Origin of the sequence: Aeromonas eucrenophila, from assembly GCF_000819865.1 — a bacterium.
In the GTDB taxonomy this organism is placed as follows: Bacteria; Pseudomonadota; Gammaproteobacteria; order Enterobacterales; family Aeromonadaceae; genus Aeromonas; species Aeromonas eucrenophila.
Map to the genome: position 1 here is coordinate 1 of NZ_CDDF01000017.1, position 26,342 is coordinate 26,342.

The 26,342-nt window shown below is 61.0% G+C and carries 25 protein-coding genes and 1 tRNA gene; 15 read left to right on the top strand and 11 right to left on the bottom strand.

Going from position 1 to position 26,342, the window contains the following annotated elements; translation table 11 throughout:
• Positions 1–343 precede the first annotated feature (343 nt).
• From metK to ruvX, 7 genes are all read left to right on the top strand, one after another.
• On the top strand, positions 344–1,495 hold the full coding sequence (gene metK / locus BN1124_RS17015) for a methionine adenosyltransferase (RefSeq protein ID WP_042643855.1): 1,152 nt from the start codon (positions 344–346) through the stop codon (positions 1,493–1,495).
• 79 nt (positions 1,496–1,574) lie between these two features.
• Positions 1,575–2,093 (top strand): SprT family zinc-dependent metalloprotease, encoded by a 519-nt coding sequence (locus BN1124_RS17020; protein WP_042643857.1) that lies wholly within the window; start codon positions 1,575–1,577, stop codon positions 2,091–2,093.
• A 72-nt stretch (positions 2,094–2,165) separates the two neighbouring features.
• The gene (locus tag BN1124_RS17025; RefSeq protein ID WP_042643858.1) at positions 2,166–2,879 is read left to right on the top strand and encodes an endonuclease; all 714 of its coding nucleotides are present in this window, start codon (positions 2,166–2,168) and stop codon (positions 2,877–2,879) included.
• 208 nt (positions 2,880–3,087) lie between these two features.
• The gene (gene rsmE / locus BN1124_RS17030) at positions 3,088–3,819 is read left to right on the top strand and encodes a 16S rRNA (uracil(1498)-N(3))-methyltransferase (protein ID WP_042643859.1); all 732 of its coding nucleotides are present in this window, start codon (positions 3,088–3,090) and stop codon (positions 3,817–3,819) included.
• 182 nt (positions 3,820–4,001) lie between these two features.
• On the top strand, positions 4,002–4,952 hold the full coding sequence (gene gshB / locus BN1124_RS17035) for a glutathione synthase (RefSeq protein WP_042643860.1): 951 nt from the start codon (positions 4,002–4,004) through the stop codon (positions 4,950–4,952).
• A gap of 142 nt (positions 4,953–5,094) precedes the next feature.
• Positions 5,095–5,649: a YqgE/AlgH family protein gene (locus tag BN1124_RS17040; RefSeq protein WP_042643861.1), complete on the top strand. Its 555-nt coding sequence runs from the start codon at positions 5,095–5,097 to the stop codon at positions 5,647–5,649.
• Between the two features lie 247 nt (positions 5,650–5,896).
• Positions 5,897–6,319 (top strand): Holliday junction resolvase RuvX, encoded by a 423-nt coding sequence (gene ruvX / locus BN1124_RS17045; RefSeq protein ID WP_033131056.1) that lies wholly within the window; start codon positions 5,897–5,899, stop codon positions 6,317–6,319.
• A gap of 77 nt (positions 6,320–6,396) precedes the next feature.
• On the opposite strand, the gene ampC is transcribed toward ruvX, so the two are convergent.
• Together ampC and BN1124_RS17055 are read right to left on the bottom strand one after the other, a co-directional pair.
• Entirely contained in the window at positions 6,397–7,548 is a 1,152-nt protein-coding gene (gene ampC / locus BN1124_RS17050) for a class C beta-lactamase (RefSeq protein WP_052445589.1), read from the bottom strand.
• 207 nt (positions 7,549–7,755) lie between these two features.
• Positions 7,756–9,195, bottom strand: a complete 1,440-nt coding sequence (locus tag BN1124_RS17055) for an alanine/glycine:cation symporter family protein (RefSeq protein ID WP_042643864.1) — start codon at positions 9,193–9,195, stop codon at positions 7,756–7,758.
• Positions 9,196–9,918: 723 nt separating this feature from the next.
• Here BN1124_RS17055 and tal point away from each other — a divergent pair.
• Both tal and BN1124_RS17065 read left to right on the top strand, forming a co-directional pair.
• Positions 9,919–10,869 (top strand): transaldolase, encoded by a 951-nt coding sequence (gene tal / locus BN1124_RS17060; RefSeq protein ID WP_042643866.1) that lies wholly within the window; start codon positions 9,919–9,921, stop codon positions 10,867–10,869.
• 222 nt (positions 10,870–11,091) lie between these two features.
• Positions 11,092–11,271 carry a DUF3545 family protein gene (locus BN1124_RS17065; RefSeq protein ID WP_042643868.1) on the top strand — a complete coding sequence of 60 codons (180 nt, stop codon included), beginning with the start codon at positions 11,092–11,094 and terminating at the stop codon, positions 11,269–11,271.
• Positions 11,272–11,365: 94 nt separating this feature from the next.
• On the opposite strand, the gene BN1124_RS17070 is transcribed toward BN1124_RS17065, so the two are convergent.
• Both BN1124_RS17070 and ung read right to left on the bottom strand, forming a co-directional pair.
• Complete coding sequence (locus tag BN1124_RS17070; protein ID WP_042643869.1) at positions 11,366–11,914, bottom strand: hemerythrin domain-containing protein; 549 nt, start codon at positions 11,912–11,914, stop codon at positions 11,366–11,368.
• 222 nt (positions 11,915–12,136) lie between these two features.
• Positions 12,137–12,805: a uracil-DNA glycosylase gene (gene ung / locus BN1124_RS17075; protein ID WP_042643871.1), complete on the bottom strand. Its 669-nt coding sequence runs from the start codon at positions 12,803–12,805 to the stop codon at positions 12,137–12,139.
• Positions 12,806–13,560: 755 nt separating this feature from the next.
• Here ung and grcA point away from each other — a divergent pair.
• The gene (grcA, locus tag BN1124_RS17080; RefSeq protein ID WP_042643873.1) at positions 13,561–13,941 is read left to right on the top strand and encodes an autonomous glycyl radical cofactor GrcA; all 381 of its coding nucleotides are present in this window, start codon (positions 13,561–13,563) and stop codon (positions 13,939–13,941) included.
• A gap of 101 nt (positions 13,942–14,042) precedes the next feature.
• Here grcA and BN1124_RS17085 read toward each other — a convergent pair whose 3' ends face one another.
• The 7 genes from BN1124_RS17085 to hemA form a co-directional block, all read right to left on the bottom strand.
• Positions 14,043–15,326, bottom strand: a complete 1,284-nt coding sequence (locus tag BN1124_RS17085) for a dicarboxylate/amino acid:cation symporter (protein ID WP_042643875.1) — start codon at positions 15,324–15,326, stop codon at positions 14,043–14,045.
• Between the two features lie 302 nt (positions 15,327–15,628).
• Entirely contained in the window at positions 15,629–16,483 is an 855-nt protein-coding gene (gene kdsA, locus BN1124_RS17090) for a 3-deoxy-8-phosphooctulonate synthase (RefSeq protein ID WP_042643877.1), read from the bottom strand.
• 264 nt (positions 16,484–16,747) lie between these two features.
• Positions 16,748–17,548 (bottom strand): SirB1 family protein, encoded by an 801-nt coding sequence (locus BN1124_RS17095; RefSeq protein WP_042643879.1) that lies wholly within the window; start codon positions 17,546–17,548, stop codon positions 16,748–16,750.
• 11 nt (positions 17,549–17,559) lie between these two features.
• Complete coding sequence (locus tag BN1124_RS17100) at positions 17,560–17,943, bottom strand: SirB2 family protein (RefSeq protein WP_042643881.1); 384 nt, start codon at positions 17,941–17,943, stop codon at positions 17,560–17,562.
• Positions 17,943–18,830 (bottom strand): peptide chain release factor N(5)-glutamine methyltransferase, encoded by an 888-nt coding sequence (gene prmC / locus BN1124_RS17105; RefSeq protein WP_042643883.1) that lies wholly within the window; start codon positions 18,828–18,830, stop codon positions 17,943–17,945. Before prmC ends, BN1124_RS17100 begins: the two co-directional genes overlap by 1 nt.
• Before the next feature lie 55 nt (positions 18,831–18,885).
• Positions 18,886–19,974 carry a peptide chain release factor 1 gene (prfA, locus tag BN1124_RS17110; protein WP_042643885.1) on the bottom strand — a complete coding sequence of 363 codons (1,089 nt, stop codon included), beginning with the start codon at positions 19,972–19,974 and terminating at the stop codon, positions 18,886–18,888.
• A 51-nt stretch (positions 19,975–20,025) separates the two neighbouring features.
• Entirely contained in the window at positions 20,026–21,285 is a 1,260-nt protein-coding gene (gene hemA / locus BN1124_RS17115) for a glutamyl-tRNA reductase (RefSeq protein WP_042643887.1), read from the bottom strand.
• Positions 21,286–21,404: 119 nt separating this feature from the next.
• Between hemA and lolB the strand changes: the two genes are divergently transcribed.
• From lolB to BN1124_RS17140, 5 genes are all read left to right on the top strand, one after another.
• Positions 21,405–21,989, top strand: coding sequence for a lipoprotein insertase outer membrane protein LolB (gene lolB, locus BN1124_RS17120; RefSeq protein ID WP_042643889.1), 585 nt, complete (start codon positions 21,405–21,407; stop codon positions 21,987–21,989).
• Positions 21,990–22,015: 26 nt separating this feature from the next.
• Positions 22,016–22,903 carry a 4-(cytidine 5'-diphospho)-2-C-methyl-D-erythritol kinase gene (gene ispE / locus BN1124_RS21020; protein ID WP_082041668.1) on the top strand — a complete coding sequence of 296 codons (888 nt, stop codon included), beginning with the start codon at positions 22,016–22,018 and terminating at the stop codon, positions 22,901–22,903.
• A tRNA-Gln gene (locus tag BN1124_RS17130) sits at positions 22,883–22,957 on the top strand. The genes ispE and BN1124_RS17130 overlap by 21 nt, the downstream gene beginning before the upstream one ends.
• Positions 22,958–23,232: 275 nt before the next feature.
• Positions 23,233–24,180, top strand: coding sequence for a ribose-phosphate pyrophosphokinase (locus tag BN1124_RS17135; RefSeq protein WP_033131039.1), 948 nt, complete (start codon positions 23,233–23,235; stop codon positions 24,178–24,180).
• 92 nt (positions 24,181–24,272) lie between these two features.
• Positions 24,273–26,261 (top strand): bifunctional metallophosphatase/5'-nucleotidase, encoded by a 1,989-nt coding sequence (locus BN1124_RS17140; RefSeq protein ID WP_042643893.1) that lies wholly within the window; start codon positions 24,273–24,275, stop codon positions 26,259–26,261.
• Positions 26,262–26,342 lie beyond the last annotated feature (81 nt).

Consider the following 26,342-nt stretch of genomic DNA (forward strand, 5'->3'; position numbering starts at 1 on the left):
CATCTGTATCTCCTGCGATTGCTTCATTTGATGGCCAAGATTAAGGCGCGTCATTGTCCCAGCAGGGCGCGCGGCGTGCAAATATTATCTGGGCGAATAAAGCCGCTTTGGGAGCACAATCGCTTTTCTTGGCGGGGCAAACGATTCAATCCAACCCCTTGCCTACCCCGAATGGGGTGATTGGCCGGACAAGGCCGCCCCGGGCGGCTCCAGGCCAAAATAGTGCTGGCAATCACCCTATGGCCTAATTAAAATAGACGTCCAGATGTAGATACCTCTACAGTCATCCTGTCATTATCCGGTTATGGCCGAGGCGATAACCCCAACGAATCGAGAACCTATCATGGCAAAGCTGTTTACTTCCGAGTCGGTCTCCGAAGGCCATCCCGATAAAATCGCCGACCAGATATCCGATGCGGTGCTGGACGCCATCCTGGTGCAAGACACCAAGGCTCGCGTCGCCTGCGAGACCCTGGTCAAGACCGGTATGGTGATGGTCGCCGGTGAAGTAACCACCTCTGCCTGGGTCGACATCGAGCAGATCGTGCGCGACACCGTGCGCGAGATCGGTTACACCCACTCCGACATGGGCTTCGACGCCGACTCCTGCGCCGTGCTGAACGCCATTGGCAAGCAGTCCCCGGACATCAACCAGGGTGTTGACCGTACCGATCCGTACGAGCAAGGCGCCGGTGACCAGGGCCTGATGTTCGGCTACGCCACCAACGAAACCGACGTGCTGATGCCGGCCCCCATCACCTACTCCCACCTGCTGGTGAAACGCCAGGCCGAAGTGCGCAAGAACGGCACCCTGCCGTGGCTGCGCCCGGATGCCAAGAGCCAGCTGACCTTCGCCTACGACGACGCGGGCAAGATCCTGGGTGTGGATGCCGTGGTGCTCTCCACCCAGCATTGCGACTCCATCAGCCACAAGGATCTGGTCGAGGCAGTACGCGAGGAGATCATCAAGCCGGTGCTGCCGACCGAGTGGATCACCAAGGACACCAAGTTCTTCATCAACCCGACCGGCCGTTTCGTCATCGGCGGCCCCATGGGCGACTGCGGTCTGACCGGTCGCAAGATCATCGTCGACACCTACGGCGGCATGGCCCGTCACGGTGGTGGCGCCTTCTCCGGCAAGGATCCGTCCAAGGTGGATCGCTCCGCCGCCTACGCAGCCCGCTACGTGGCCAAGAACATCGTCGCCGCCGGCTTGGCGGATCGCTGTGAAGTACAGGTCTCCTACGCCATCGGCGTGGCCGAGCCGACCTCCATCAGCGTCGAAACCTTCGGCACCGGCAAGGTCGCCGAGGAGCTGCTGGTCAAGCTGGTACGCGAGCACTTCGAGCTGCGTCCCTACGGCCTCATCGAGATGCTGGACCTCAAGCGCCCGATCTACCAGGCCACCGCCGCCTACGGTCACTTCGGTCGCGAAGAGTTCCCCTGGGAGAAGACCGACAAGGCCGCCCTGCTGCGCGACGTCGCCGGTCTGTAACTTTCGCCCGGCCACGAGCCTGTGATAAAAGGGGAGCCTGGCTCCCCTTTTGCTTATCCGCCGACCGACAGGATTGCCCATGTCTGCCCTTCCCTCCCCCGATGCCCTGCTCGCCGCGCGGGTCGACGCCTGCTTCTTGCAGGCCGAGGCTCGCCTCGGCCGCCCCTTCCCGCGCCCGCGTATTCACCTGAACATGCGTGGCCGGGCGGCGGGGTCGGCGCGGCTGCAGACCTGGGAGCTGCGCTTCAACCCGGCGCTCTATGAGGCTAACCAGCAGGCATTCATGGACGAGGTGGTGCCCCACGAGGTGGCCCACCTGCTGGTCCATGCGCTCTGGGGGGAAGGGCGTGGCAAGAGCCGGGTGCTGCCCCACGGTCGCCAATGGCAATCGGTGATGCGGGAGGTGTTCAACCTCGAACCCCGCACCACCCACAGCTTCGATCTCGCGGTGCTCGGCCAGCGCACCCAGCCCTATGCCTGCGCCTGTCAGCAGCATCAGCTCTCCATCCGCCGTCACAACAAGGTGCAACGGGGTGAGGCGCGCTACCACTGCCGCCGCTGTCGCCAGCCATTGGTGCCGGTGCCGGCAACCGACTGAGCCAGCTGGTGTCGCATCCCTGTGGTAGGGTGCGCAACCGCTTCGTTTCATCTCTCATTTTCAAGGATCTTCATGTCTCGCCCCTCGCTCGCTTTCGGCCTTCCCCTGCTCTCCCTCGGCCTGACCCTGCTGGTCAGTGCGCCACTCCAGGCACAGGAGGCCCAGACCTTCCGCGCCGCCAAGCAGGATCTCGTCAAGCTCTATCAGAGCCACCCCACCAGCTTCTACTGCGGCTGCAACATCAAGTTCAGCGGCAAGAAGATGGCGCCGGACTGGGAGAGCTGCGGCTACCTGCCGCGCAAACAGGCCAATCGCGCCGCTCGCATCGAGTGGGAGCACGTGGTGCCCGCCTGGGAGTTCGGCCACCAGCTGCAATGCTGGCAGGAGGGGGGTCGCAAGAACTGCGGCAAGAGCGAGGAGTTCAACAAGATGGAGGGGGACATGCACAACCTCTTCCCCGCCATCGGTGAGGTGAACGGCGATCGCGCGAACTACCGTTTCTCCGACTGGAACGGCAAGCCGAACCAGTACGGCAAGTGCCAGATGCTGGTGGACTTCAAGGAGCAGCGAGTGCAGCCGCCCAAGGGGCCGGTGCGCGGCCAGATAGCCCGCGCCTACCTCTACATGGGGGAGCAGTATGGGCTGCGCCTGGCCGCCCAACAGCGTAAACTGTTCGAGGCCTGGGACAGGCAGTACCCGGCGGATCGCTGGGAATGCGAGCGCAACCGCCGCATCGGCAAGCTGCAGGGCAATACCAATCCCTTTATTGAAAAGCAGTGCCAGTGACCCCATCTGACAGGGAGGGATGACAGCTCCCTCCCATATGAGAAGCGGCGCCATCTCGACACGACAGGCTGCCAGCGGGCTGACTGATTGCGTCAAATCCCTATTTAATACCAATAAATAACGATTTTACGCAGCAGATGAGCCATTAAATGGCAACTTGGCATCACATTTAACCGCTTCATCGTCATTCAAGAGACAGATATAACGCATGCGCACTCCACGTATCTATGAACCGGCCTCCCTGCAGGTTGGCCAGACTCTCGCCCTGTCGGAAGACGGTGCCAACCACATCGGCCGGGTGTTGCGCATGCAGCCGGGCCAGCCCCTCGAGCTGTTCAATGGCGACGGCAACCAGTATCCCGCCACCATAGTCAACGTCGGCAAGAAGTCGGTGGAAGTGCGGATCGACGGCTGCGATACCCAGTCGGTCGAGTCGCCGCTGACCATCCATCTCGGTCAGGTGATCAGCCGCGGCGACAAGATGGACTTCACCATCCAGAAATCCGTGGAGCTCGGCGTCACCTGCATCACCCCGCTGTTCTCCAAGCGTTGTGGCGTCAAGCTGCCGGCGGATCGGCTGGAGAAGAAACGCGAGCAGTGGCAGAAGGTGGTGATCAGCGCCTGCGAGCAGTGCGGCCGCAATGTGGTGCCCGAAGTGCGCATGCCCATGGAGCTGGACGCCTGGCTCGCGGAGGAGACCCAAGAGCTCAAGCTCAACCTGCACCCGCGCGCCCCCTACAGCATCAACACCCTGCCGGTGCCTGAGCACGGCGTACGCCTGCTGATCGGCCCCGAAGGTGGCTTGTCCAGCGACGAAATCGCCCGTACTGTGCAGGAAGAGTTCAAGGAAATGTTGCTGGGGCCGCGGGTGCTGCGCACCGAAACCGCCGCCCTGACCGCCATCTCGGCGTTGCAGTGCCGCTTTGGCGATCTGGCCTAAAACCTGCTCAATATCTTGCTGCGAGGTCGTGATCAAGGCTCATGTGCTGCTCGGAATCCTCATGTGTGCTTACACACTCCGGTTCCTGCGCTGCTCTTTACCTTGCTGACGACCTCTCGCGACAGACCTTGAACAGGTTCTGATAATCTCAACACCCAATCGAGCCACAGAAGGAATCTCGGATGACCATCAAACTCGGCATAGTGATGGACCCCATCTCGGCCATCAACATCAAGAAAGACTCCAGCTTCGCCATGCTCGAAGAGGCGCAGAAGCGCGGCTATGAGCTCTTCTACCTGGAGATGTCGGATCTCTACATGGAAGCGGGCCGCGCCTTCGGCACCATGCGCCCGCTCAAGGTGAAGTACGACTACACCAACTGGTTCGAACTGGGTGAGGTCATCGATCAACCCCTCTCTACCCTGGACGCGATCCTGATGCGCAAGGATCCGCCGTTCGACACCGAGTTCATCTACGCCACCTACATGCTGGAGCGGGCCGAGGACGAGGGTTGCCTCATCGTCAACAAGCCCCAGAGCCTGCGCGACGCCAACGAGAAGCTCTACACCGCCTGGTTTGCCGAGCACACCCCGACCACGCTGGTGACCCGCAGAGCCGACAAGCTGCGGGCCTTCCACGCCGAGCACAAAGACGTGATCCTGAAGCCCCTGGACGGCATGGGCGGCGCCTCCATCTTCCGCATGAAGGAAGACGACGCCAACGTCGGGGTCATCATCGAGACGCTGACCGAACATGGCAGTCAGTACTGCATGGCGCAGACCTATCTGCCCGCCATCAAGGACGGTGACAAGCGCGTGCTGGTGGTGGACGGCGAACCGGTGCCTTACTGCCTGGCCCGTATCCCGGCACAGGGCGAGACCCGTGGCAACCTGGCGGCCGGTGGCCGCGGCGAGGCCCGCCCCCTGAGCGAGGCCGACTGGGCCATCGCCCGTGCCGTGGGCCCGACCCTCAAGGCCAAGGGCCTGATCTTCGTCGGTCTCGACATCATCGGCGATCGGCTGACCGAGATTAACGTCACCAGCCCGACCTGCATCCGCGAGATCGAGGCAGCCTTCGACGTCTCCATCACCGGCATGCTGATGGACGCTATCGAGCGTCGGCTGGGCAAGTAATCCCCGTCGGGGGCCCTCGCGGCCCCCGCTATCCTCTTTGCGAAACGGTGCCCAACTTCGCACCCTGGCCGCAAAAAGCGGTTTTGCCCGCCGCCCCTAACTGCCATAATCACCCCAAACACCTTTGCACTATTTGGCCACTATGCAAACACTGCAAAACCATTTTCTGCTCGCCATGCCGAGCCTCTCTGACGCCTACTTCGAACGCTCCCTGGTCTACCTGTGTGAACACAGCAGCGAGGGCGCCATGGGGTTGGTGGTCAATATCCCGGTCGACATGTCCCTGGATGAGATGCTGACCAAGCTCAACCTGAGCCCGCCCGACACGGCCGAGATGAAGCAACCCGTGCTACAGGGCGGCCCGGTGCACGGGGATCGCGGCTTCGTGCTGCACAGCTTCCGCCCCGGTTTCAACTCCACCCTGCAGGTGAGCGACGAGATGATGGTCACCACCTCCAAGGACATCCTGGAGACGCTCGGCACCGATGAGGCGCCGAGCCACTGGCTGGTGGCGCTCGGCTACGCCGGCTGGAGCGCGGGCCAGCTCGAGCAGGAGCTGGTGGACGGTGCCTGGCTGGTGATCCCGCCCAATGCCAAGCTGGTATTCGATACCCCGATCCATCAGCGCTGGCAGCAGGCCGCCGCCAGCATCGGCGTCAATCCCCTGCACCTCTCCAGCCAGGTGGGGCATAGCTAGGTCCTTTTATCGCGTTCTTTAAGTTGGTGCGGTTCCCACTTAGTGCCCCTCATCCCCAACCCTTCTCCCACGAGGGGAGAAGGGAGTAAATCGGCGCTTTTCGGATATATCCGGGGCAACTTGCCAGCCAAAACAGAGCTAGCCACATGCGAGCGGACATAACCTCGATCGGTTCCCTCTCCCTCCGGGAGAGGGCCAGGGTGAGGGGAAACGGCGTTTTTTTATTCATCTTATTTCAAGGACTTTCATGTCATCACGCAGCATCATGGGCTTTGACTACGGCACCAAGAGTATCGGCGTCGCCATCGGTCAGGAGCTCACCGGCACGGCCAGTCCCCTTCGTTCCCTCAAGGCCAACGACGGCATTCCCAACTGGGACGAGATAGAGAAGCTGCTCAAGGAGTGGCAGCCGGATCTGCTGGTGGTGGGCCTTCCGCTCAACATGGACGGCACCGATCAGGAGATCACGGTGCGGGCCCGCAAGTTCGGCAATCGCCTGCACGGCCGTTTCGGCAAGCCGGTGGAGTTCAAGGATGAGCGTCTCACCACCACGGATGCCCGCGCCCGGCTGTTCGAGCGCGGCGGCTACAGGGCGCTGGACAAGGGCAGCGTGGACGGGGTCTCGGCTCAGCTCATCGTCGAAGCCTGGATGGAAGAGCAATACGGCTGATGCCCCTTTCCCAAGCCGCTGAATAGAAAACGCCGGAGCCTTGGGCTCCGGCGTTTTCATTTGGCCTGTCTACTTCTCTACTTATCCAGCTGCTGCAATATCCGGTGTGCCGCCTCGATGCGGGCCGCGTTGGGGTAGTTGCGGTTGGCCAGCATGACGATGCCTACCCCCTTGGCCGGCACGAAGAGGACATAAGCCCCGAAGCCATTGGTGGAGCCCGTCTTGTTGAAGAGGGTGCTGGCCTTGGCCGGAGCAGGATTGCTAAGGGGCGCCACCTTCTGGGGGTTGAGCACCATGTCGGTGCTGTTGCCGGCCTGCAGGGTCGCGAGAGAAGTGGGATAGTCATACATCTCCCAACCCAGCCCCTGGGTCATGGGTCCCACCGAATAGGCGCCGGTGTGGGTCAACGCGATCGCCGCCGCAAGCTTCGCATCCTTTGGCGTGCTCATATTCGCCTCGACGAACTTGAGCAGATCCGGCGCCGAGGTCTTGATGCCGTACGCCTCGGCGGCCAGCATACCGGGGTTGACCCGGATGGGCTTGTCCGCCTTGTCATAGCCAAAGGCGTAGTGCCCCATGGCCGCCTCTGGCACCTTGAGGTAAGTGCGCTGCAGGCCGAGCTTGGGCAGCAGGGTCTGCTCCATCATCTGCTCGAAGGACTCCCCCCGGCTGCGCGCCGCCAGGTGGCCAAACAGCCCTATGCTTGGATTCGAATACTGGCGATGGGTACCGGCCGCAAAGGCGGGTGACCAGTTGCGATAGTAAGCCTGCATCTTGTCGGCAGTATCCACCTCGTCCGGGAACTGCAGCGGCAGGCCGCCAGCGCTGTAGGTGGCAAGCTGCCCCAGGGTGACCCGGTCAAATGCGCTGCCCTTGAGGGCGGGATAGTGCTGACTCACCTTGTCGCCGAGGCCAAGGTGCCCCTCGGCCACGGCATAGGCCCCAAGTGTTGCAGTGAGCGTCTTGCTGACCGAGCCTATCTCGAACAGTGTCTGCTCATCGACGCGGGCCCCGCTCTCTCGATTGGCCAGGCCGTAGTGGAAGTAGTGAGCCTTTCCGTCCTTGAGCAGGGCGACCGCCATCCCCGGGATCCGATACTCCGCCATCACCGGCTTGATGGTCTCATCCACCAGCTGGCGCAGCGCCGCGGGCTCGCTACCGGCCTGGGCCAGACCGGCCCACAGCAGGGTCGTCACCGCCAACCAGTTCATGCTCTGTCGTTGTTGCATCGTTTTATCCTCTTGTCTGTCTGGATTGCCGCACTCGCGACGAAGAAGTGACGCCAGCATAGCGCCGCAGCATGTGCCAGGTATGCGCTTGTGTGAAGTCCAGGTGAAGTCCCCCCTTATCTCGCCATAGCACATCCCATCCTCCACCAATGAAAGAGGGGAACCTGCGGCTCCCCTCTTGGCATATCCAGTCGTCGAGCGCGGCGCTTACGCCTGCTTGCTCTTGGGCGGGTTGTCCCAGATCCCCTCTTCGAGCTGACTGCGCAGCTCGGGGTACTTGTTGGCATCGAAGGTGGGTACCCGGCCCAGCTTGAGCTGGTCGTTGTAATCCTTGGCCAGCTTGATGGCGACGCCGGAGAGCAGCAGCATGGCCACCAGGTTGACGATGGCCATCATCCCCATGGAGACATCCGCCAGCGCCCACACGGTGGGCAGCTCGCCCACGGAGCCGAACATCACCATGCCCAGCACGAACATGCGGAACAGCATCAGACCACCCTTGTGGTTGTGTTCCAGGAACACCAGGTTGGTCTCGGCGTAGGAGTAGTTCGCGACTATGGAGGTGAAGGCGAAGAAGAAGATCGCCGCCGCGATGAAGATGTTGCCACCGCCACCGATCTGGGAGGAGAGCGCACGCTGGGTCAGCTCGACCCCGGTCACCCCTGAGCCAGGTTCAAACTGGCCGGACATCAGGATAATGGCAGCGGTACAGCTGCAGATGACGATGGTATCGAGGAAGACCCCCAACATCTGCACATAGCCCTGGGAGGCCGGGTGCGGCGGATAGGGTGTTGCAGTTGCCGCGGCGTTCGGCGCCGAGCCCATGCCCGCCTCGTTGGAGAACAGACCGCGCTTGATGCCGTTGATCATCGCCTGGGAGATGGCGTAACCCATGGCACCGGAGCCGGCCTGCTCGATACCGAAGGCGGACTTGATGATCAGGGTGAACACATGGGGCAGCTCGCTGATGTTCATGGCGACCACGAACAGTGCCATCAGGATGTAAGCCAGCGCCATGAAGGGCACCACCACCTCGGCGAAGCGGGCGATGCCGCGAATGCCGCCGAAGATGATGAGGCCGGAGAGGGACACCAGCGCCAGGCCGCTGACCCAGTCGGGGATACCGAAGGCGACTTTCATGGCCAGGCTGATGGAATTCGCCTGCACCGCATTGAACACCAGACCGAAAGCCAGCAGCAGACAGAGGGAGAACACCACCCCCATCCAGCGCATGCCCAGACCGCGCTCCATGTAATAAGCCGGACCACCACGGTAGTTGCCGTCCTCGTCCTTGACCTTGTAGAGCTGGGCCAGGGTGCTTTCCACGAAGGCGGTGGCCATGCCGATGAAGGCGATCAACCACATCCAGAAGATGGCACCAGGGCCACCGAGGTAGATGGCGACGGCGACACCGGCCAGGTTGCCGGTGCCCACCCGGGCGGCCAGGCTGGTACAGAGTGCCTGGAAAGAGGAGATGCCGGCGCTGTCGGATTTGCGGCTATTGCGCAATACCGAGAACATGTGGCCGAAGTGACGAACCTGGATAAGCCCCAGGCGGAAAGTAAAAAAGATCCCGACCCCGATCAGCAGGTAGATGAGCACGGCTCCCCACATCAGGTCGTTAATCATTGCAATAAAGGTATCCATAATTCTCTCGTTGTTATCACATCCATGGCCAGTCTGCGCTGGCCGCTCTCTGTCCGTTTCCGAATTAGCAATGCGCTAAAGGGGCGAAATCTAGCATAGCGAGGGGGCTCATAATAGTGACTAACCTTGCCGAAGAGACAAAAAACGAGCGATTTGATGCAATTAATCTTCATTTAGCACGCAAAGTTTCAACAAAAGTTGATGAGTTATCAATCAATTGACAAATAAGATTCAATAGAGAATCAATTTGGATTTTTGTCACAGTGGTGAAGAAGGCAAAAAAGCGGTGGGCACAAAGACAAGCGTTTGCTTCGGATTTCGCCAGCCAGGGGGCTTGGGACGCAAAACGTTTTACACGTAATAAAATTTCAAGTAGCTGACGAGACTATTTATGTGATCGTGCGCACACAATGGAGAATCAACTAAAATAGTTGCTTTTATTCGGGTCGGTGTCGACTGGGCAGGAATCAATAAAAGTCTTTCTTTATCAAATACTTTTACCCTCTTCCGCCGGTCGCCGCCGAGGGCTGGATGATTCGTATACAAGCCCCCCTATTGCAGGATGCACCACATCCGTATTAATTAGGCAGGCAATGGTGATGGGCCGCTCCCATCCTGATTTTCTGAGCCTGAGTCGCCGGGATCTTGTAATTTTATTTCAGAACTGTCCTCTCACGCCCGCAACCCTTGGGATTGCTCCCTCTTAAAGAGAAGATATTTGCTATGGCCGATAAATTAACCCAGCTGAAAGCCCTGACCACCGTTGTTGCCGACACCGGCGATATCGAAGCCATCAAGCGCTACCAGCCCATCGATGCCACCACCAACCCTTCCCTGGTGTTGAAGGCATCCGAGATCCCCGAATACGCGGCGCTGATCGACGACGCCATCAGCTGGGCCAAAGCCCAGAGCCAGGACAAGGCACAGCAAATCATCGACGCCGGCGACAAGCTGGCGGTCAACATCGGTCTGGAAGTGCTGAAAATCGTACCGGGCCGCATCTCCACCGAGGTGGATGCCCGTCTCTCCTTCGATACCGCTGCCAGCATCGCCAAGGCCCGCAAGCTGATCCGCCTCTACAACGAAGCCGGCATCACCAACGATCGCATCCTGATCAAGCTGGCCTCCACCTGGGAAGGGATCCGCGCCGCCGAGGTGCTGGAGAAAGAAGGCATTCAGTGCAACCTGACCCTGCTGTTCTCCTTCGCCCAGGCCCGCGCCTGTGCCGAAGCCGGCGCCTTCCTGATCTCCCCGTTTGTGGGCCGCATCCTCGACTGGTACAAGGCCAAGCACAACCGTGACTACACCGCGAGCGAAGATCCGGGCGTGGTCTCCGTCACCGCCATCTACGACTACTACAAGCAGCACGACTACCAGACTGTGGTGATGGGTGCGAGCTTCCGCAACACCGGCGAGATCCTGGAGCTGGCCGGTTGCGATCGCCTGACCATTGGCCCTGCCCTGCTGGAAGAGCTGAGCAAGAGCGAAGGCGCCGTGGTGCGCAAGCTGAACTACACCGGCGAGCGCAAGGCCAAACCGGCTCCGATGAGCGAAGCCGAGTTCCGCTGGGAGCTGAACCAGGACGCAATGGCGGTCGAGAAGCTGGCCGAAGGCATCCGCATGTTCGCCGTCGATCAGGGCAAGCTGGAAACCATGCTGGCCAGCCGCCTCTAAGGCAAACTGGAAGCTATGTTCTGGCCAGCCATCTTTAAAATGACGCGCTAAGCAGCGGTTTCTGACAGGCTGCCATCCCAGATAAAAACCGGGCTCCCGCGAGGGAAGCCCGGTTTTTTTATGCGCCCTCCCCAATTGTCACAACTTCGTCACGAAAACGTTTTATTTTCAAGTGCATCGTGTTATACGGGTGGTGAAAACCATAAAACCAAGGAGGGAGTCATGGACATGTTCAACTTCGATTTTGACGAGGTCGTTGAGCTGGGTTCACGTAGCCGCGGGACTACGGGCAAGAAACGTAAATGGCGCGAGATTGAGGCACTCAAAGACAAGCACCGCCTGCAGAAGGAGCTGCAAGCCATCGATATCGCCTACGAGGGCTCCGACGAGCTGCAACTGTAGCGCGCAGGCTCTCCGACAGCGGACCGCCGACAGACAGGTTCGATAAACTAAAACGCCCCGCTCAAGCCGGGGCGTTTTGTTAGAGGAGCTGGCATCAGGGAGTGTGCGGCAGCGACAGCTGCTTGGCCAGCGCCTGGAAGTGCTGGCTCACCTCTATCCCGAACAGGGGATCGTTGATGGCCCGGTTGTGCCAGAGCTGCTCGAGGTGACGCCAGTCATCCTCGGTCAGGGAATCCCGCAGATGGGGGAAGATCACCCCCTCTTCATAGTTCATGTGCGCCTCCTGCTGCTCGATGAACTGCTCGAGCCGCACCGTGAACTCATCGAGCGGGATGACCGCATCCATCAGGATCATCTCCACCATTTCCTTGAGCTCGGTGCCCGCTTCCAGCAGGCGGGCATGCTCCTCGTGCAGCCGGTTCGCCACTTCCCCCTCCACCACCCGGTATTTCAGGTAGTAGTCATAGATGAGGTCCTCCTTGGGGTGGTGGTGCTTGTCGGAGACTTCCCGCAGATAGTCCACCACGTCCCGGATCAGGAAGTAGCTGATCCGCTGCTCGCTGCGAATGGCGGCCAGCTTGTTCTTGAGCAATTGCAACAGCTTGGCGATGTTGAGATGGTCCTTATGCAGACTGGATAACATGGGCACTCCTTGCACTGATTTGAGAAAGATCCTGACTCGAGTATACGGTCATTTATTGCGCTAACTTTGCACTCAATCAAATCTGGCGCAGACAATCCCGGCTCGTACGCCTTCCTTCAGATGCCCCGATTGCCGCCTCCGGCCCGCACACAGGCGGCCAGAAACAGTGCGAGCCCTCTCGGGCTCGCATTATTGGGGTCAGATCAGGCTGGCCTTGGCCGGCTACTCGCAGACCGAGAGCCAGTCGATGGGGGTCATGCCCTGCTGGGCCAACAGGCGGTTGGTCTCGGAGAAGTGACCACAGCCGATGAAGCCGCGATGGGCGGAGAGCGGGCTCGGATGAGGGGCGCTCAGCACATGGTGGCGCTGGCGATCGATGAAACGCCCCTTCTTCTGGGCATGGGCGCCCCAGAGCAGGAAGACCACCCCCTGACAGCTGGCATTGATCTGCTCTATGACCCTGTCGGTGAAGGTCTCCCAGCCCAGATGCGCATGGGAGTGAGCCATGCCCGCCTGCACCGTCAGCACCGTATTGAGCAGCAGCACCCCCTGTGTGGCCCAGGACTCCAGGAAGCCGTGGCTGGGGGTGACGAAGCCCGGCAAGTCCCGCTGCATCTCCTTATAGATGTTGACCAGAGAGGGGGGCGTGCGCACCCCGGGCAGCACGGAGAAGCAGAGGCCATGGGCCTGGTTCGGGCCGTGATAGGGGTCTTGCCCTAGGATCACCACCTTGACCTGGTCCAGCTCGGTCAGCTTGAAGGCATTGAACACCTCGGTGGCGGGGGGATAGATCACCTTGCCCGCTTCCCGCTCCTGCCTGACGGTCGCCAGGGTTGCCTTGAAATAGTCCTGCTCTTTCTCCGAGCCAATCACGTCAGTCCAGGTCCGCATCTCAATCTCCTTAGCCGAAGGCGTAGGATGAGAGTCCTGCGCTCCTTGCCCTTCCACCTGTTTCTCCGAGTCAGGTACATCAGTCACGTCAGTCCAGGTCACCACACCACTCTCCTCAAAAAATACCGATCTCTCTTCTCGTCGTCTGCTTCACCCGCGTTCGCCCATCGGCGTACCGATGCACTGTGCCGTGGCCGTGCGCGAGGCAACGAGGGGCCCAGAATAGGGGTCAAGGCCATCGGACGCAACCGTGGCTCGGCCATCAATTCCGGGGCGGGGCCGTTGGCAAGCGAGCTCCCCCTCTGAGGCCATCTGATAAAACGATGCTTTGGTCATTTATTCATTCTTTTTATCGATACCTCTGGCGCCATGCCGACCCCCATATTCCAACCAGATCCGGTTTTGCCCCGCATCCGGTCGCTGTGGGCCAGGATCCCGGAAACCCAAAAGGCCTAAAGATGTAGTTAAATTACTAGATTTAATAAATATAAAATGCATAATTCAGATATCTTACGAAATCATAAAAATGATAGAATTTTGATTAAACTCAAGAATTTAATACCTTTAGTGAGCGGCTATTTGGGTATTTTTTGATTTGGATCAATTTTCGTATTATTACCATCGTGGTATATATGACCCCAACGAAGTAAAGGTGTAAGGCAGGCCCCCTTTAACTGCTCCGCGAGCGAGGTAGTTAAACAACATCGGGGAGATGTCCTTACCATTGAACCCGCTTTCCTATGAGGAGACATACCATGATCAAGGGCATCCAAATCACCCAGTCCAACAACGCCGAGCTGCTGAATTCCTTCTGGCTGCTGGACGAAGAGAAGCAACAGGCTCGCTGCATCTGCGCCAAGGGCGACAGCTTCGCCGCCGACCAGGAAGTGGCCCTGTCCGATCTGGGTCAGTTCGAATACCGTGAGCTGCCGGTGCAAACCGAGCCGGTGGTCGAGGGTGGTCAACACCTGAACGTCAACGTGCTGCGCCGCGAGACCCTGGAAGACGCCATCGCCAATCCGGAAAAATACCCGCAGCTGACCATCCGCGTCTCCGGCTATGCAGTGCGCTTCAACGCCCTGACCCCGGAACAGCAGCGTGACGTGGTCACCCGCACCTTCACCCAGAGCCTGTAAGTCGCTCTGCGGTTAAACTGCATCATGAAAAACGGCCCTCTCGGGCCGTTTTTTTATGGGGGACGCTCTCTCGTCACGGCACTGATGCAAGGCCTTCGGCCTTAGCCATGCTGATCGACGCGCTGCACGGCGGCCGGCTTGGCGAGCACCTCGTTCATCTGCTGCTCGTCGAGCTGATCGCAGTAGCGGGCCACCACCAGGGTCGCCACCCCGTTGCCGATGAGGTTGGTCAGGGCGCGAGCCTCCGACATGAAGCGATCTATCCCCAGGATCAGCGCCAGTCCGGCGAGCGGCAGGTGCCCCACCGCCGAGATGGTGGCCGCCAGCACGATGAAGCCGCTGCCGGTGACCCCCGCCGCCCCCTTGGAGGAGATGAGCAGCACCACCAGCAGGGTGATCTGATGGAACAGATCCAGCGGCGTGTTGGTTGCCTGGGCGATGAAGACGGCGGCCATGGTCAGGTAGATGGAGGTGCCATCCAGGTTGAAGGAGTAACCGGTCGGGATCACCAACCCCACCACCGACTTCTTGCAGCCGAGTGCCTCCATCTTGACCAGCATGCGCGGCAAGACGGATTCGGAAGAAGAGGTTCCCAGTACGATCAGCAGCTCTTCCTTGATATAGGAAATGAAGCGCAGGATGCTGAAACCATTGGCCTTGGCGATGCTGCCGAGCACCAGGAAAATAAACAACAGACAGGTCAGATAGAAGCTGGCGATCAATTGCCCGAGCTGCACCAGCGAGCCGATGCCATATTTCCCTATGGTGAAGGCCATGGCGCCAAATGCCCCGACCGGCGCCAACTTCATGATCATGTTGATGATGCCGAAAATAACCTGGGAGAAACTGTCCACCATATTGAAGACGAGCTTTCCCTTCTCGCCGATATGATGCAGGGAGAAGCCAAACAGCACCGCAAATAACAGTACCTGCAGAATATTGCCGCTGGCGAAGGCACCGATCACGCTGCCTGGGATCACGTCCAGCAGGAAGGCGATGATGCCCTGTGACTTGGCCTGCTCGGTGTAGACAGAGATGGCGCTGGCATCCAGGGTGGATGGATCCACGTTCATGCCCACCCCGGGTTGCAGCAGATTGACCACGCACAGGCCGATGACCAGTGCCAGGGTGCTGACCACCTCAAAATAGACAAGCGCGATGGCCCCTGTCTTGCCCACCGCCTTCATGCTCTCCATGCCCGCGATGCCGGTCACCACTGTGCAGAAAATCACGGGGGCAATGATCATCTTGATGAGTTTCACGAAACCATCGCCGAGGGGTTTCATATCGGCGCCCAGGCTCGGATAGAAGTGCCCCAGTAATACCCCTATGGTGATGGCCAATATCACCTGAAAATAGAGGCTGCTTAATATTTTCTTGTGCATGCTCAACGTCCTGTTAATTAATTGACATGGGCGATGGCAAAAAATCTGTGCAAGGATCCGCGGCGAGATATTTCACCATCTCACCCGGTTCATGCTATTTCGCCATTCCGACGGCTGCACTTTCACACGTTATAAGAATCAATTTAGCGACATCAATCACACAACATATTTAACATCATTAACACCACAGCAACCGTGATGTGGTTGGTCAGTGATTTATTTAAGACTTTAACGAATACCTTTCAGATATAAAAATGCCCCGCATGGCGGGGCATTTTTTATCAAGACAGTCGGCTTGATGATCAGGCGGAGGTATCCAGCGGCTCGAAACCCTTGATGAGATCGTCGATGGCCTTCATCTGCTTGAGGAAGCCTTCCAGCTTGTCCAGCGGCAGGGCGCTCGGGCCGTCGCAACGGGCAACCTTGGGATCCGGGTGAGATTCTATAAACAGACCGGCCAGGCCGACCGCCATGCCGGCACGGGCCAGCTCGGTCACCTGATCCCGACGACCACCGGAGGCGGCCCCCAAGGGATCGCGGCACTGCAGGGAGTGGGTCACGTCGAAGATCACCGGATAACCGCCGGTGCTCTTCTTCATCACGCCCAGCCCCAGCATGTCCACTACCAGGTTGTCGTAACCGAAGTTGGCACCACGCTCACAGAGAATAAGCTGATCGTTGCCGCACTCCTCGAACTTGTCGGTGATGTTCTTCATCTGGCTTGGGCTCAGGAACTGCGGCTTCTTGATGTTGATGACGTTGCCGGTGCGGGCCATGGCCTCCACCAGATCGGTCTGGCGCGCCAGGAAGGCGGGCAGCTGGATCACGTCCACCACCTCGGCGACCGGTTTGGCCTGATGCACCTCATGCAGATCGGAGATGACCGGCATGCCGAAGGTCGCCTTCAGCTCCTGGAAGATCTTCATCCCCTCTTCCAGACCCGGGCCCCGGTAGGAGTGGATGGAGGAACGGTTGGCCTTGTCCCAGCTCGCCTTGAACACGAAGGGGATGCCGAGCTTGGTGGTCACTTCCACGTACTTCTCGCACACCGCCATCGCCATGTCGCGGGATTCCAGCACGTTCATGCCACCAAACAGGACGAACGGCTTGTCGTTGGCCACATCGATCTGGTTGATCTTGATATTCTTCTGTTCCATCTCAGCATCCTTAATTGAAGGGGCTTAAACCAAGTCAGTTCGCTGTGCCCTGGGCACATCGACCACGATATTCTTCTGTTTCAATTCCCAGCCCCCTAAGTGAAGGGGCTTAAACCTAGTCAGTTCGCCGCACCTCTGGTACAGCGACCACGATATTCTTCTGTTTCCATTCCCAGACACACTTAAGTGAAAGGGTTCAATCCAAGCTAGCTCGCCGCACCTCGGGCACAGCAATCACGGTATTCTTTTATTTCCCAGACCCTCTTAATGGAGGGGCTTGGGGCTCAGATCCAGTGCGGCCAGCTGCGACTTCAACACGTCGGCCACAGGATCGTCAGGGCATTGTTCAATAAAGTATTCAAAGTCGTCGGCGGCGAAGCGGGGGCAGTCGAGCTGCTCGTAGATGAAGCCCCGATCCCGCGTCTCCAGCGGATCACCCGGCTTCATGCGCAGCAACAGCTCGCTGCAGCGCAGCGCCTCCGTCATGCGCTCCTCCCGCAACAGGGCTCCCTTGCTGACGTTGAGCAGCCGCTCGATGATCTCCCACTGCCCCGAGGGCTGCAGATGGTCATCGCTCAGGGTGGCCAGGTTGCCGAGGGCGCCGCGCAGCAGCAGCTCGACGCTGTGTAGGCTCAGCTCATCGCCGTTGAAGGGGTCCACATAGACCTCGCCTTCGCTGCCGGCGAAGCTCACCAGGAAGTGGCCGGGGAAGCAGATCCCCTCCACATCCAGGCCTATCTTGCGGCCAAGCTGGATGATGAGGATGCCGAGGCTCACCGGAATGCCCTTCTTGCGCTCCAGTACCTGGGCCAGATCGCAGTTGGCGGCCGAGAAGTAATCCTGCCAGTCGCCGCGAAACCCCAGGGTCTGGTAGAAACCGGCGAGCAGCTGGCGCCGCACCTCGTCACAGTTGCCCTCGGCGATGGCCTCGTCCAGCCAGGCATCGAGCCGGGCCAGCTCGCTCTCGCCGGCGCCGCTGCGGCCCAGGATCTCGTCGCTCACCGACAACGCCAGTTCGGCCAGATCATGGGCCTCGAAATCGGTCCATTCGTCCACACGTATCATCTTCGTCATTCCTAACCGAACAGACTGGCCTGCTTCTGCACCGCGAGCTTGGCGATAAAATAGACCCACCCAAGCACGCCGAGGAAGGCGAACCAGCGGATGGCGTTGCTGCGCGCGAGGCGCAGCGCCATCAGGCCCAGGAAGGCCACGACCAGGATGGCCGTCAGCTTCTCGCTGAGCCAGGGGGTGGCGTTGTTGAACGGATTGAGATCCAGCACCATGCACAGCAGCACGCCGGAGAGCACCACCAGCCCGTTGAGCCAGCCGCTGGCTTGCAGCACCCGGCCGCTGCCGGCCCGCTCAGAGCCGGTCTGTGCCCAGTAAAAACGCAGCATAAACACCAGCACCGCCGCCGCAATCAGCAGCAGGTGCAGATGCTTGATAGCAACATACATCAATTGTCCTCACTCGAATGTGACCCGGGTTCCTCATGATGAGGCCATTGTCCCAGGGTCACTCGTTCGTTATCCCCGTAATCGCGCACGGTTTCTACCTGGCGGTAGCCCCGTTGCAGCAAAAGTTGACGCACCGGCTCACCCTGATCCCAACCGTGTTCCAGCAGCAACCAGCCCCCCGCCGTCAGATGGGCCGGCGCCTGCGCCACTATCAGGCGGATATCCGCCAGCCCCTGTTCGTCGGCCACCAGGGCGGAGCGCGGCTCGAAGCGCACGTCCCCCTCCTCGAGGTGCGGATCCGCCCCGTCGATATAGGGCGGGTTGGAGACGATCATGGCAAAGCGCGGCGCGTCCGAGAGCGGCTCAAACCAGCTGCCGTCGCGCACCTCGATGGGCAACCCTAGGGCCGCGCTGTTGGCGCGGGCCAGCGCCGCCGCCTCCGGCATCCGGTCAACGGCCCACAGGTTAAGATCCGGGCGCTCTGACTTGAGCGCCAGCGCGATGGCGCCGGTGCCGGTGCCCAGATCCAGCAGGGTCAGGGGAGCTTGATCCACTTGAGCCGGCTCCGGCAACCGGGCCAGCGCCTGCTCCACCAACACCTCGGTATCCGGACGCGGAATAAGCGTGGCCGGACTGACCCTGAGGGGCAGCGACCAGAACTCCCGCTCACCGACGAGGTGGGCGATGGGCTCGCCAGCGAGGCGGCGTGCGAGCCAGCCCTGCAGGGTCGCCTGCTGGGCGGCATCGAGCTCGCGCTCCGGCCAGGTCATCAGGTAGCTGCGCCGGCAACCCAGCAGATGGCAGAGCAGCGCATCGGCGTCGGCACGGGGGGATTCCCCCGCGGCCAATACCGCCATGATGTGTGTTCGAGCCTGCTGGATCTGCATCAAGCGCACTCCATTGAGGTCGCCATGATATGGGCGCGGGCCTGCTGGATCTGCATCAGCCGTTATCTGCCAGCGAGGCGAGCTGATCGGCCTGGTATTCCTGCACCAGCGGGGTAATCACGCAGTCCAGATCCCCTTCCAGGATCTCGCCGAGGCGATAGAGGGTCAGGTTGATGCGGTGCTCGGACAGGCGACCCTGGGGGTAGTTGTAGGTGCGGATGCGCTCGGAGCGATCCCCAGAGCCCACCAGGTTGCGGCGAGTGCTCTGCTCGGCGGCGCGGTGGCGCTCGTCCTCAGCCGCCTGCAGGCGGGCGGAGAGCACCGACATCGCCTTGGCGCGGTTCTTGTGCTGGGAGCGCTCATCCTGACACTCCACCACCAGCCCGGTCGGCAGGTGGGTGATGCGGATGGCGGAGTCGGTCTTGTTGACGTGCTGACCGCCGGCCCCGGAGGCGCGGAAGGTATCTATCTTCAGATCCGACGCATTGATCTCGATCTGCTCGGCTTCCGGCACTTCCGGCAGCACCGCCACGGTACAGGCTGAGGTGTGTACCCGGCCCTGGGATTCGGTCTCGGGCACCCGCTGCACCCGGTGGCCGCCAGACTCAAACTTGAGGCGGCCGTAGACGCGCTCGCCGTCCACCTTGGCAATCACCTCCTTGTAGCCACCGTGCTCGCCGTCGTTGCAGCTGACGATGGAGACGCGCCAGCCCTGACGCTCGGCGTAGCGTGAATACATGCGGAACAGATCGCCAGCGAAGATCGCCGCCTCGTCACCACCGGCACCGGCGCGGATCTCCAGATAGCAGTTGTTGTCATCCTTGGGATCCCGCGGCAGCAGCATCACTTGCAACGCCTGCTCCTGCTCCTCCAGCGCGGCCTTGACCAGCGGCAACTCCTCCTGCGCCATCTCGCGCAGGTCGGTATCGGCATCCTCCAGCATCAGCTTGGTGGTCGCCAGATCCTCTTCGGCCTGACGGAAGCGCTGGAAGGCGTGAACGATATCTTCGAGCTGGGCATATTCCCGGGTCAGGGCACGGTATCTGTCCTGATCCGAGGCAACCCCTGGCTCGCCGAGCAGGGCCTGTACTTCTTCGTGGCGCTCGATGAGGCCTTCCAGCTTTCTGATCAATGACGGATTCATAAATCTTGTGTTCTCAATGGAGGAGGGGGTCGCCCGTTGGCCACCCCGGCACTATGACTCTGATGACAACCCCAGCACCTGGCGCAGTTGGGACAGTTTGTGGCTGTCCCCCTGGGCGGCGGCCTGACGCAGGGCCTGGGTCGGGGCGTGGATCAATTTGTTGGTGAGACGATGGGCCATGGCCTTGAGCGCCTGCTCGGCGTTCTCGCCCTGTGCCAGGGCCAGCAAGGCGCGCTGCAGCTCTTCGTCGGCCACCTGTTGGGATTGGTGGCGATAGTCGCGGATGAGATCGACCGAGTGTTGGCTGCGATACCAACCCATGAAGTCGTCGCGCTCTTCATGCACGATGAGTTCCGCCTCGGCGGCGGCCTTCTTGCGGGTCTCGAGGTTCTGCTCGATGATGCCCTGCAGGTCATCCACCGTGTAGAGATAGGCGTCGGACAGCTCGTCCACCTCGGCCTCGATGTCCCGCGGCACGGCGATGTCCACCAGGAACATCGGCTTGGAGCGGCGTGCCTTGAGGGCGCGCTCCACCATGCCCTTGCCGATGATGGGCAGCGGGCTCGCGGTGGAGCTGATGACGATGTCCGCCTCGTGCAGGTAGTCCGGGATCTCTTCCAGGGTCATCACCTGGGCGCCGAACTCCTCGGCCAGCAGCTGGGCGCGTTGCAGGGTGCGGTTCGCGACCATCATCTGAGTCACGTTCTGCTCGCGCAGATGGCGGGCCACCAGTTCGATGGTCTCCCCGGCACCGACCAGCAGCACCTTGGTCTGGGAGAGATCGGAGAAGATCCGGCGCGCCAGACTCACGGCGGCGAAGGCCACCGACACGGCGCTGGCGCCGATCTCGGTGTCGGTACGCACCCGTTTCGCCACCGAGAAGGACTTCTGGAACAGGCGTTCGAGGGCACCCTTCACCGCCTCGGCCTGCTGGGCATGGGCGTAGGACTGCTTGATCTGCCCCAGGATCTGCGGCTCCCCCAACACCAGGGAGTCGAGACCACAGGCGACCCGCATCAGGTGGCGCACCGCCTCTTCGTCCTGATGCTGGTAGATGGCGGAGATCACCTCGCTCGCATCCAGCTGATGGAAGGCCTGCAGCCAGCGCAGCACCTGCTCTGCGTTCCCCTGCTCCAGGCTGCAATACAGCTCGGTACGGTTGCAGGTGGAGACGATCACCGCCTCGCTGACGCCGGGCTGCTTCACCAGCTCACGCAAGGCGCGATCGATGCAGTCCGGGCCAAAGGCGACCCGTTCCCGCAAGGCGACACTGGCGGTGTTATGGTTGATTCCGAGGGCAAGCAGACTCATGAGTGGGTGATGATCGTTTCGTGCACAGGGTGTAAAGGCCGTCAATTGTACGAGAAAGGGTAAGTCTTTAAAAGCAATACGGCCGCCCCTTATACTGTGGCAAATCACCTTTCTGGAGCATGACCTTGTTCTTGCGTATTTTCTCCCTCGCCTGCCTGCTGATACTGGCCGGCTGTACCACCACTCAACCCCAGCGGGATCAGGTCAACTGGCAGCAGGAGCGCGCCCGTCTGGAGCGGCTCGATCATTGGCAGCTGTCGGGCAAGATGGCCATCATCACCCCCCAGCAAAAGGGCAGCGCCCGCCTCAACTGGCAGCAAGATGGGGATGATTATCGCCTCAATCTCAGCAGCATCGTCGGCACCCACATCCTGGAGCTCTCCCGCACCAAGGGTGAGGTGACGCTGATCGACAACGACGGCAAGCTGCACCACAGCCAGGACGCCGAAGCCCTGGTCTACCAGCTCACCGGCTGGGCCATCCCGGTGCAGGGACTGCCCGAATGGATCAAGGGGCTGCCGGGTCAGGCGGAGTTCGAACTCAACCCGGACGCCAGCCTGGCCTCGGTGCGCGACGGCCAATGGCAGATTGTCTACGGCGACTACCGGGATCAGGAAGGCTATCGCCTGCCCCACCTGCTGACCATGACCGGCCAGGGCAGCCGCCTCAAGCTGCAGATCAACCAATGGACCCTGATACCCTGATGACGACCACCGACAAGATGGCGCCCATGGCGCAGATCCGCTGGCCCGCACCGGCCAAGTTGAACCTCTTCCTGCACGTCAACGGCCGCCGCCCGGACGGTTATCACGAGTTGCAGACCCTGTTCATCTTCCTCGATCACGGTGACTGGCTGGAGTTCGAGGTGATTCCCGATAGCGATCGCCTCACTCTGAGCCCCCCTATCCCCGGCGTGCCCGATGAGCAGAACCTGATCATCCGCGCCGCGCGGCTGTTGCAAGCACGGCTGCCAACGCTCAAGGGCGCCCATATCAAGCTGGAGAAAATACTGCCCATGGGCGGCGGCATCGGCGGCGGCTCCTCGGATGCCGCCACCACCCTGGTCGCCCTCAATCACCTCTGGCAGGCGGGGCTCGGCCAGGATGAACTGGCCCAGCTTGGGGTGCAGCTTGGTGCCGACGTGCCGGTGTTTGTTCGCGGTCGCGCCGCCTTCGCGGAAGGGGTCGGGGAGAAGCTGCAGCCGGTCGAGCTGCCGAGCGCCTGGTATCTGGTGCTCAAGCCCGATTGCCACGTGGCCACCGCCGCCGTGTTCCAGGATCCTGACCTGCCAAGAGACACGCCCAAGATGACCTTGCCCGAATTGCTGGCTAAAAAGTGGCTGCAGGAGGGGGGGTGGAAAAACGATTGCGAATTGCTGGTGAAAAAGCGCCACCCCGAGGTTGCCAATGCGCTCGGCTGGTTGCTAGAATACGCGCCGTCAAGAATGACGGGCACTGGAGCCTGCGTCTTTGCTCAATTTGAAGACGAAGTGGCTGCTCGGAAGGTGTTGGCAAGAGTGCCGGAAGGCTGGGATGGGTTTGTCGCCAAGGGCGAGAACATATCACCACTGTTCGTCACTTTGCAACAAGTCAGTGATTGGGGTATCGCCAAGCGGTAAGGCAGCGGGTTTTGATCTCGCCATTCCTAGGTTCGAATCCTAGTACCCCAGCCATTCTCTTGGTGATTGAGATGGGCAATCGATGACGTACCGGGAAACAGTGACAGGCAGTTTTTCGTCAATGTGCCCGGAGTTTCTCTCGATGCTCCTCTGCATTCACCGCTGACGGCGGACTGCAACCGCAGCCAGCCGTTGACTTGTAACATCACCAGGCCGGTTGCAGCCTGTGGTGACTCCGCTCGTCAATGCTATGAATCGTTTGCCCGAGAACGATACGGGTCTGAAATCAGACTCTCCACATACTGGATGCAACCCCGAGGTTTCAAACCGTGCCTGACATGAAGCTGTTTGCTGGTAACGCAACGCCGGAACTAGCCCAGAAGATCGCAGATCGCCTGTTTATCAAACTCGGCAATGCTGCCGTAGGTCGCTTTAGCGACGGCGAGATCAGCGTACAGATCAATGAGAATGTACGTGGTGGCGATATCTTCATCATTCAATCCACCTGTGCCCCGACCAACGACAATTTGATGGAATTGATCGTCATGGTGGATGCACTGCGTCGTGCTTCAGCTGGCCGTATTACTGCCGTCATCCCCTACTTCGGCTATGCCCGTCAGGATCGCCGCGTCCGCTCCGCCCGTGTGCCCATCACCGCCAAGGTTGTCGCCGACTTCCTGTCCAGCGTGGGTGTGGATCGCGTGCTGACCGTTGACCTCCATGCCGAGCAGATCCAGGGCTTCTTCGACGTCCCCGTCGACAACGTGTTCGGCAGCCCTGTGCTGCTGGAAGACATGCAGTCCAAGAACCTCGAATCCCCCGTGGTCGTCTCGCCGGACATCGGCGGCGTGGTCCGTGCCCGTGCCATCGCCAAGCTGCTGGACGACACCGACATCGCCATCATCGACAAGCGTCGTCCCCGCCCGAACGTCTCCCAGGTCATGCACCTGATCGGTGACGTGGCCGGCCGTGACTGCATCATCGTCGATGACATGATCGACACCGGTGGCACCCTGTGCAAGGCCGCAGAAGCCTTGAAAGAGCGCGGCGCCAAGCGTGTGTTCGCCTATGCGACTCACCCTGTCTTCTCCGGCTCCGCCGTGGAAAACATCAAGAATTCGGTCATCGACGAGCTGATCATCACCGACTCCATCCCGCTCACCGCCGAGATGAAAGCCGTTGACAAGGTCAAGCAGCTGACCCTTTCTACCGTGCTGGCCGAAGCCATCCGCCGTATCAGCAACGAAGAGTCCATCTCTGCCATGTTTGAGCATTGATAGCCCCGTTGTGACAAAAACCGCCGACTGGCGGTTTTTGTTTTTCTAGCCAGACCCGGTATTGCCCTGCCCCGGCAGGTTAAGGATTTCCCATGAAGTGCTTGCGTCCCCTGCTACTGCTCCCGCTCTGTGCCCTGCTCTCCGCCTGCCTGCCCGGCCAGGACAATGCGCCTTTCACCCTGACCCTGGCGCACATGAACGACACCCACTCCCAGTTCGACCCGGTCAACGCCGAGTTCAAGGGTGCCATCTTCGGCAACGCGGGAGAGAAAGACAGCCTCTACACCCGCCTCGGCGGTTACCCTCGCCTGCTGACCATGGCCAAGGCCTACCAGGCGGACGCGCTCGCCAAAAATGAGCCCCTGTTGCTGCTGCACGGTGGTGACGCCTGGCAGGGTAGCGGCTACTTCAAGCTCAACGAGGGGATGGCCAACGCCGAGCTGCTCAGCCAGTTCGGGCTCGATGCCATGGCCCTTGGCAACCACGAGTTCGATCTCGACAACCACAAGCTGGCCCGCTTCATCGAAGGGGTGAACTTCCCGGTGCTGGCCGCCAACTTGGAGGTCGGCGCCGACCCGGATCTGAGCCAAGCCCGCAACCTCAAGCCCTTCGTGGTCTACGCCTTCGAGGGCAACCAGAAGACCCCGGTCCCGGATCTCAACCAACTGCCCAAGGGCAAGCAACTGGTCGCCGTCATGGGGCTGGTGCTGGAAGACATGGCCAACATCTCCCCCAACGTGGGTCAGCTCCATTTTCGCAAGGAAGTCGAGACGGCCCAGGCCACGGTGGATCTGCTGCAAGCCAAGGGCATCAACCACATCATCGCCCTGACCCACATCGGCAACGCCCGGGATCTGGCGCTCGCGGCCGAGGTGAATGGGCTGGATGCCATCGTCGGCGGCCACTCCCACAGCCTGCTCGGCGACTTCAGCAATGTCGGCTGGGGCAAGACGGGGGAATACGCGGCGCTGGTCACTAACCCGGACGGGGTCGGCCTCACCTGCGTGGTGCAGGCGGGCTCCTATGCCCAGGCTATCGGCCTCGCCCGTGTCAGCTTCGACGGCCAGGGCCGGGTCATCGGTTGCAAGGGCCAGAACCAGCTGCTGGCCAGCGGCGACTTCTTCGCAGACCCCGCCCGCCAGCAGCCCCTCGATCAGGCCCGCAGCAAGCAGGCGAGCAAGTTTATCGACGCCCAGCCCAACCTGGTGACGGTGGATGAGGATCCCCGCCTGCGCGGTATCATCGACAGCCACTTCAAACCGGCGCTGGAGCAGGCCTTCGGCCCCGTCATCGCCACCCTGCCGGCGGCACTGCAAAATGCCCGTCGTCCGGGAGACAACGGTAGCGACAGCCACGGCTCGGACGTCGCCCCCCTGGTGGCCGAAGGCCAGTACTACTGGGCCAACACCCCAGCGGTGCAGGCACTGACCGGCGGCCCGGTGGACTTCGCCCTGCTGGCGGTGGGGGGCGTACGCGCCGACCTGCCCGCCGGTGAGCTGCGTCAAGGGGATCCCGCCCTCACCCTGCTGCCGTTCAAAAATCAGCTCGCCGTGCTGACCCTGACCGGCGCCGAGGTGCGCGCCCTGCTGACCGAGACCATCACCGCCACCCTGGCCCCCAGCGCCCACGCCGGCAAGTTCCCCTATGGCGGCCATCTGCGCTACCGCTTCACCGAAACCCTGGCGGGCAAGAAGGGCTCCCTGACCCAGTTGCAATGGCAGGCGGCCGATGGGCAGTGGCAGGATCTGGTGGATAGCCAGCGCTACAGGGTGGTGATGAACGCCTACAGCGCCAACGGCAACGACGGCTGGCAGGCGCTGGCCCGCGCCCAGGCGCAGCAGGCCGAACGGGTGGATCTCGCCTGGGTGGATGGCAAGCTGACCGCCTTCCCGGTGCTGCAGGTGGTGCAAAACGGCGACCAACTGAGCGCCCGCTACGGCGACGGCCAGGCATTGGACTGCAAGGCCGAGACCGTCGACTGCGGCACCGATGCCGCCTCCTTCGTGCAGTATGTGAAGGCGCAGCGCCCGACCCTGACGGCGCTGACCGAGGAGACGGTCACCCTACTGCGGGCCGACTGACCCCAATACCCCAGGCAGACAGAGTGCAAAACGGGCCCTGACAGGGCCCGTTTTGCCGTCGTTGACCGCCAGTTCCGCCCT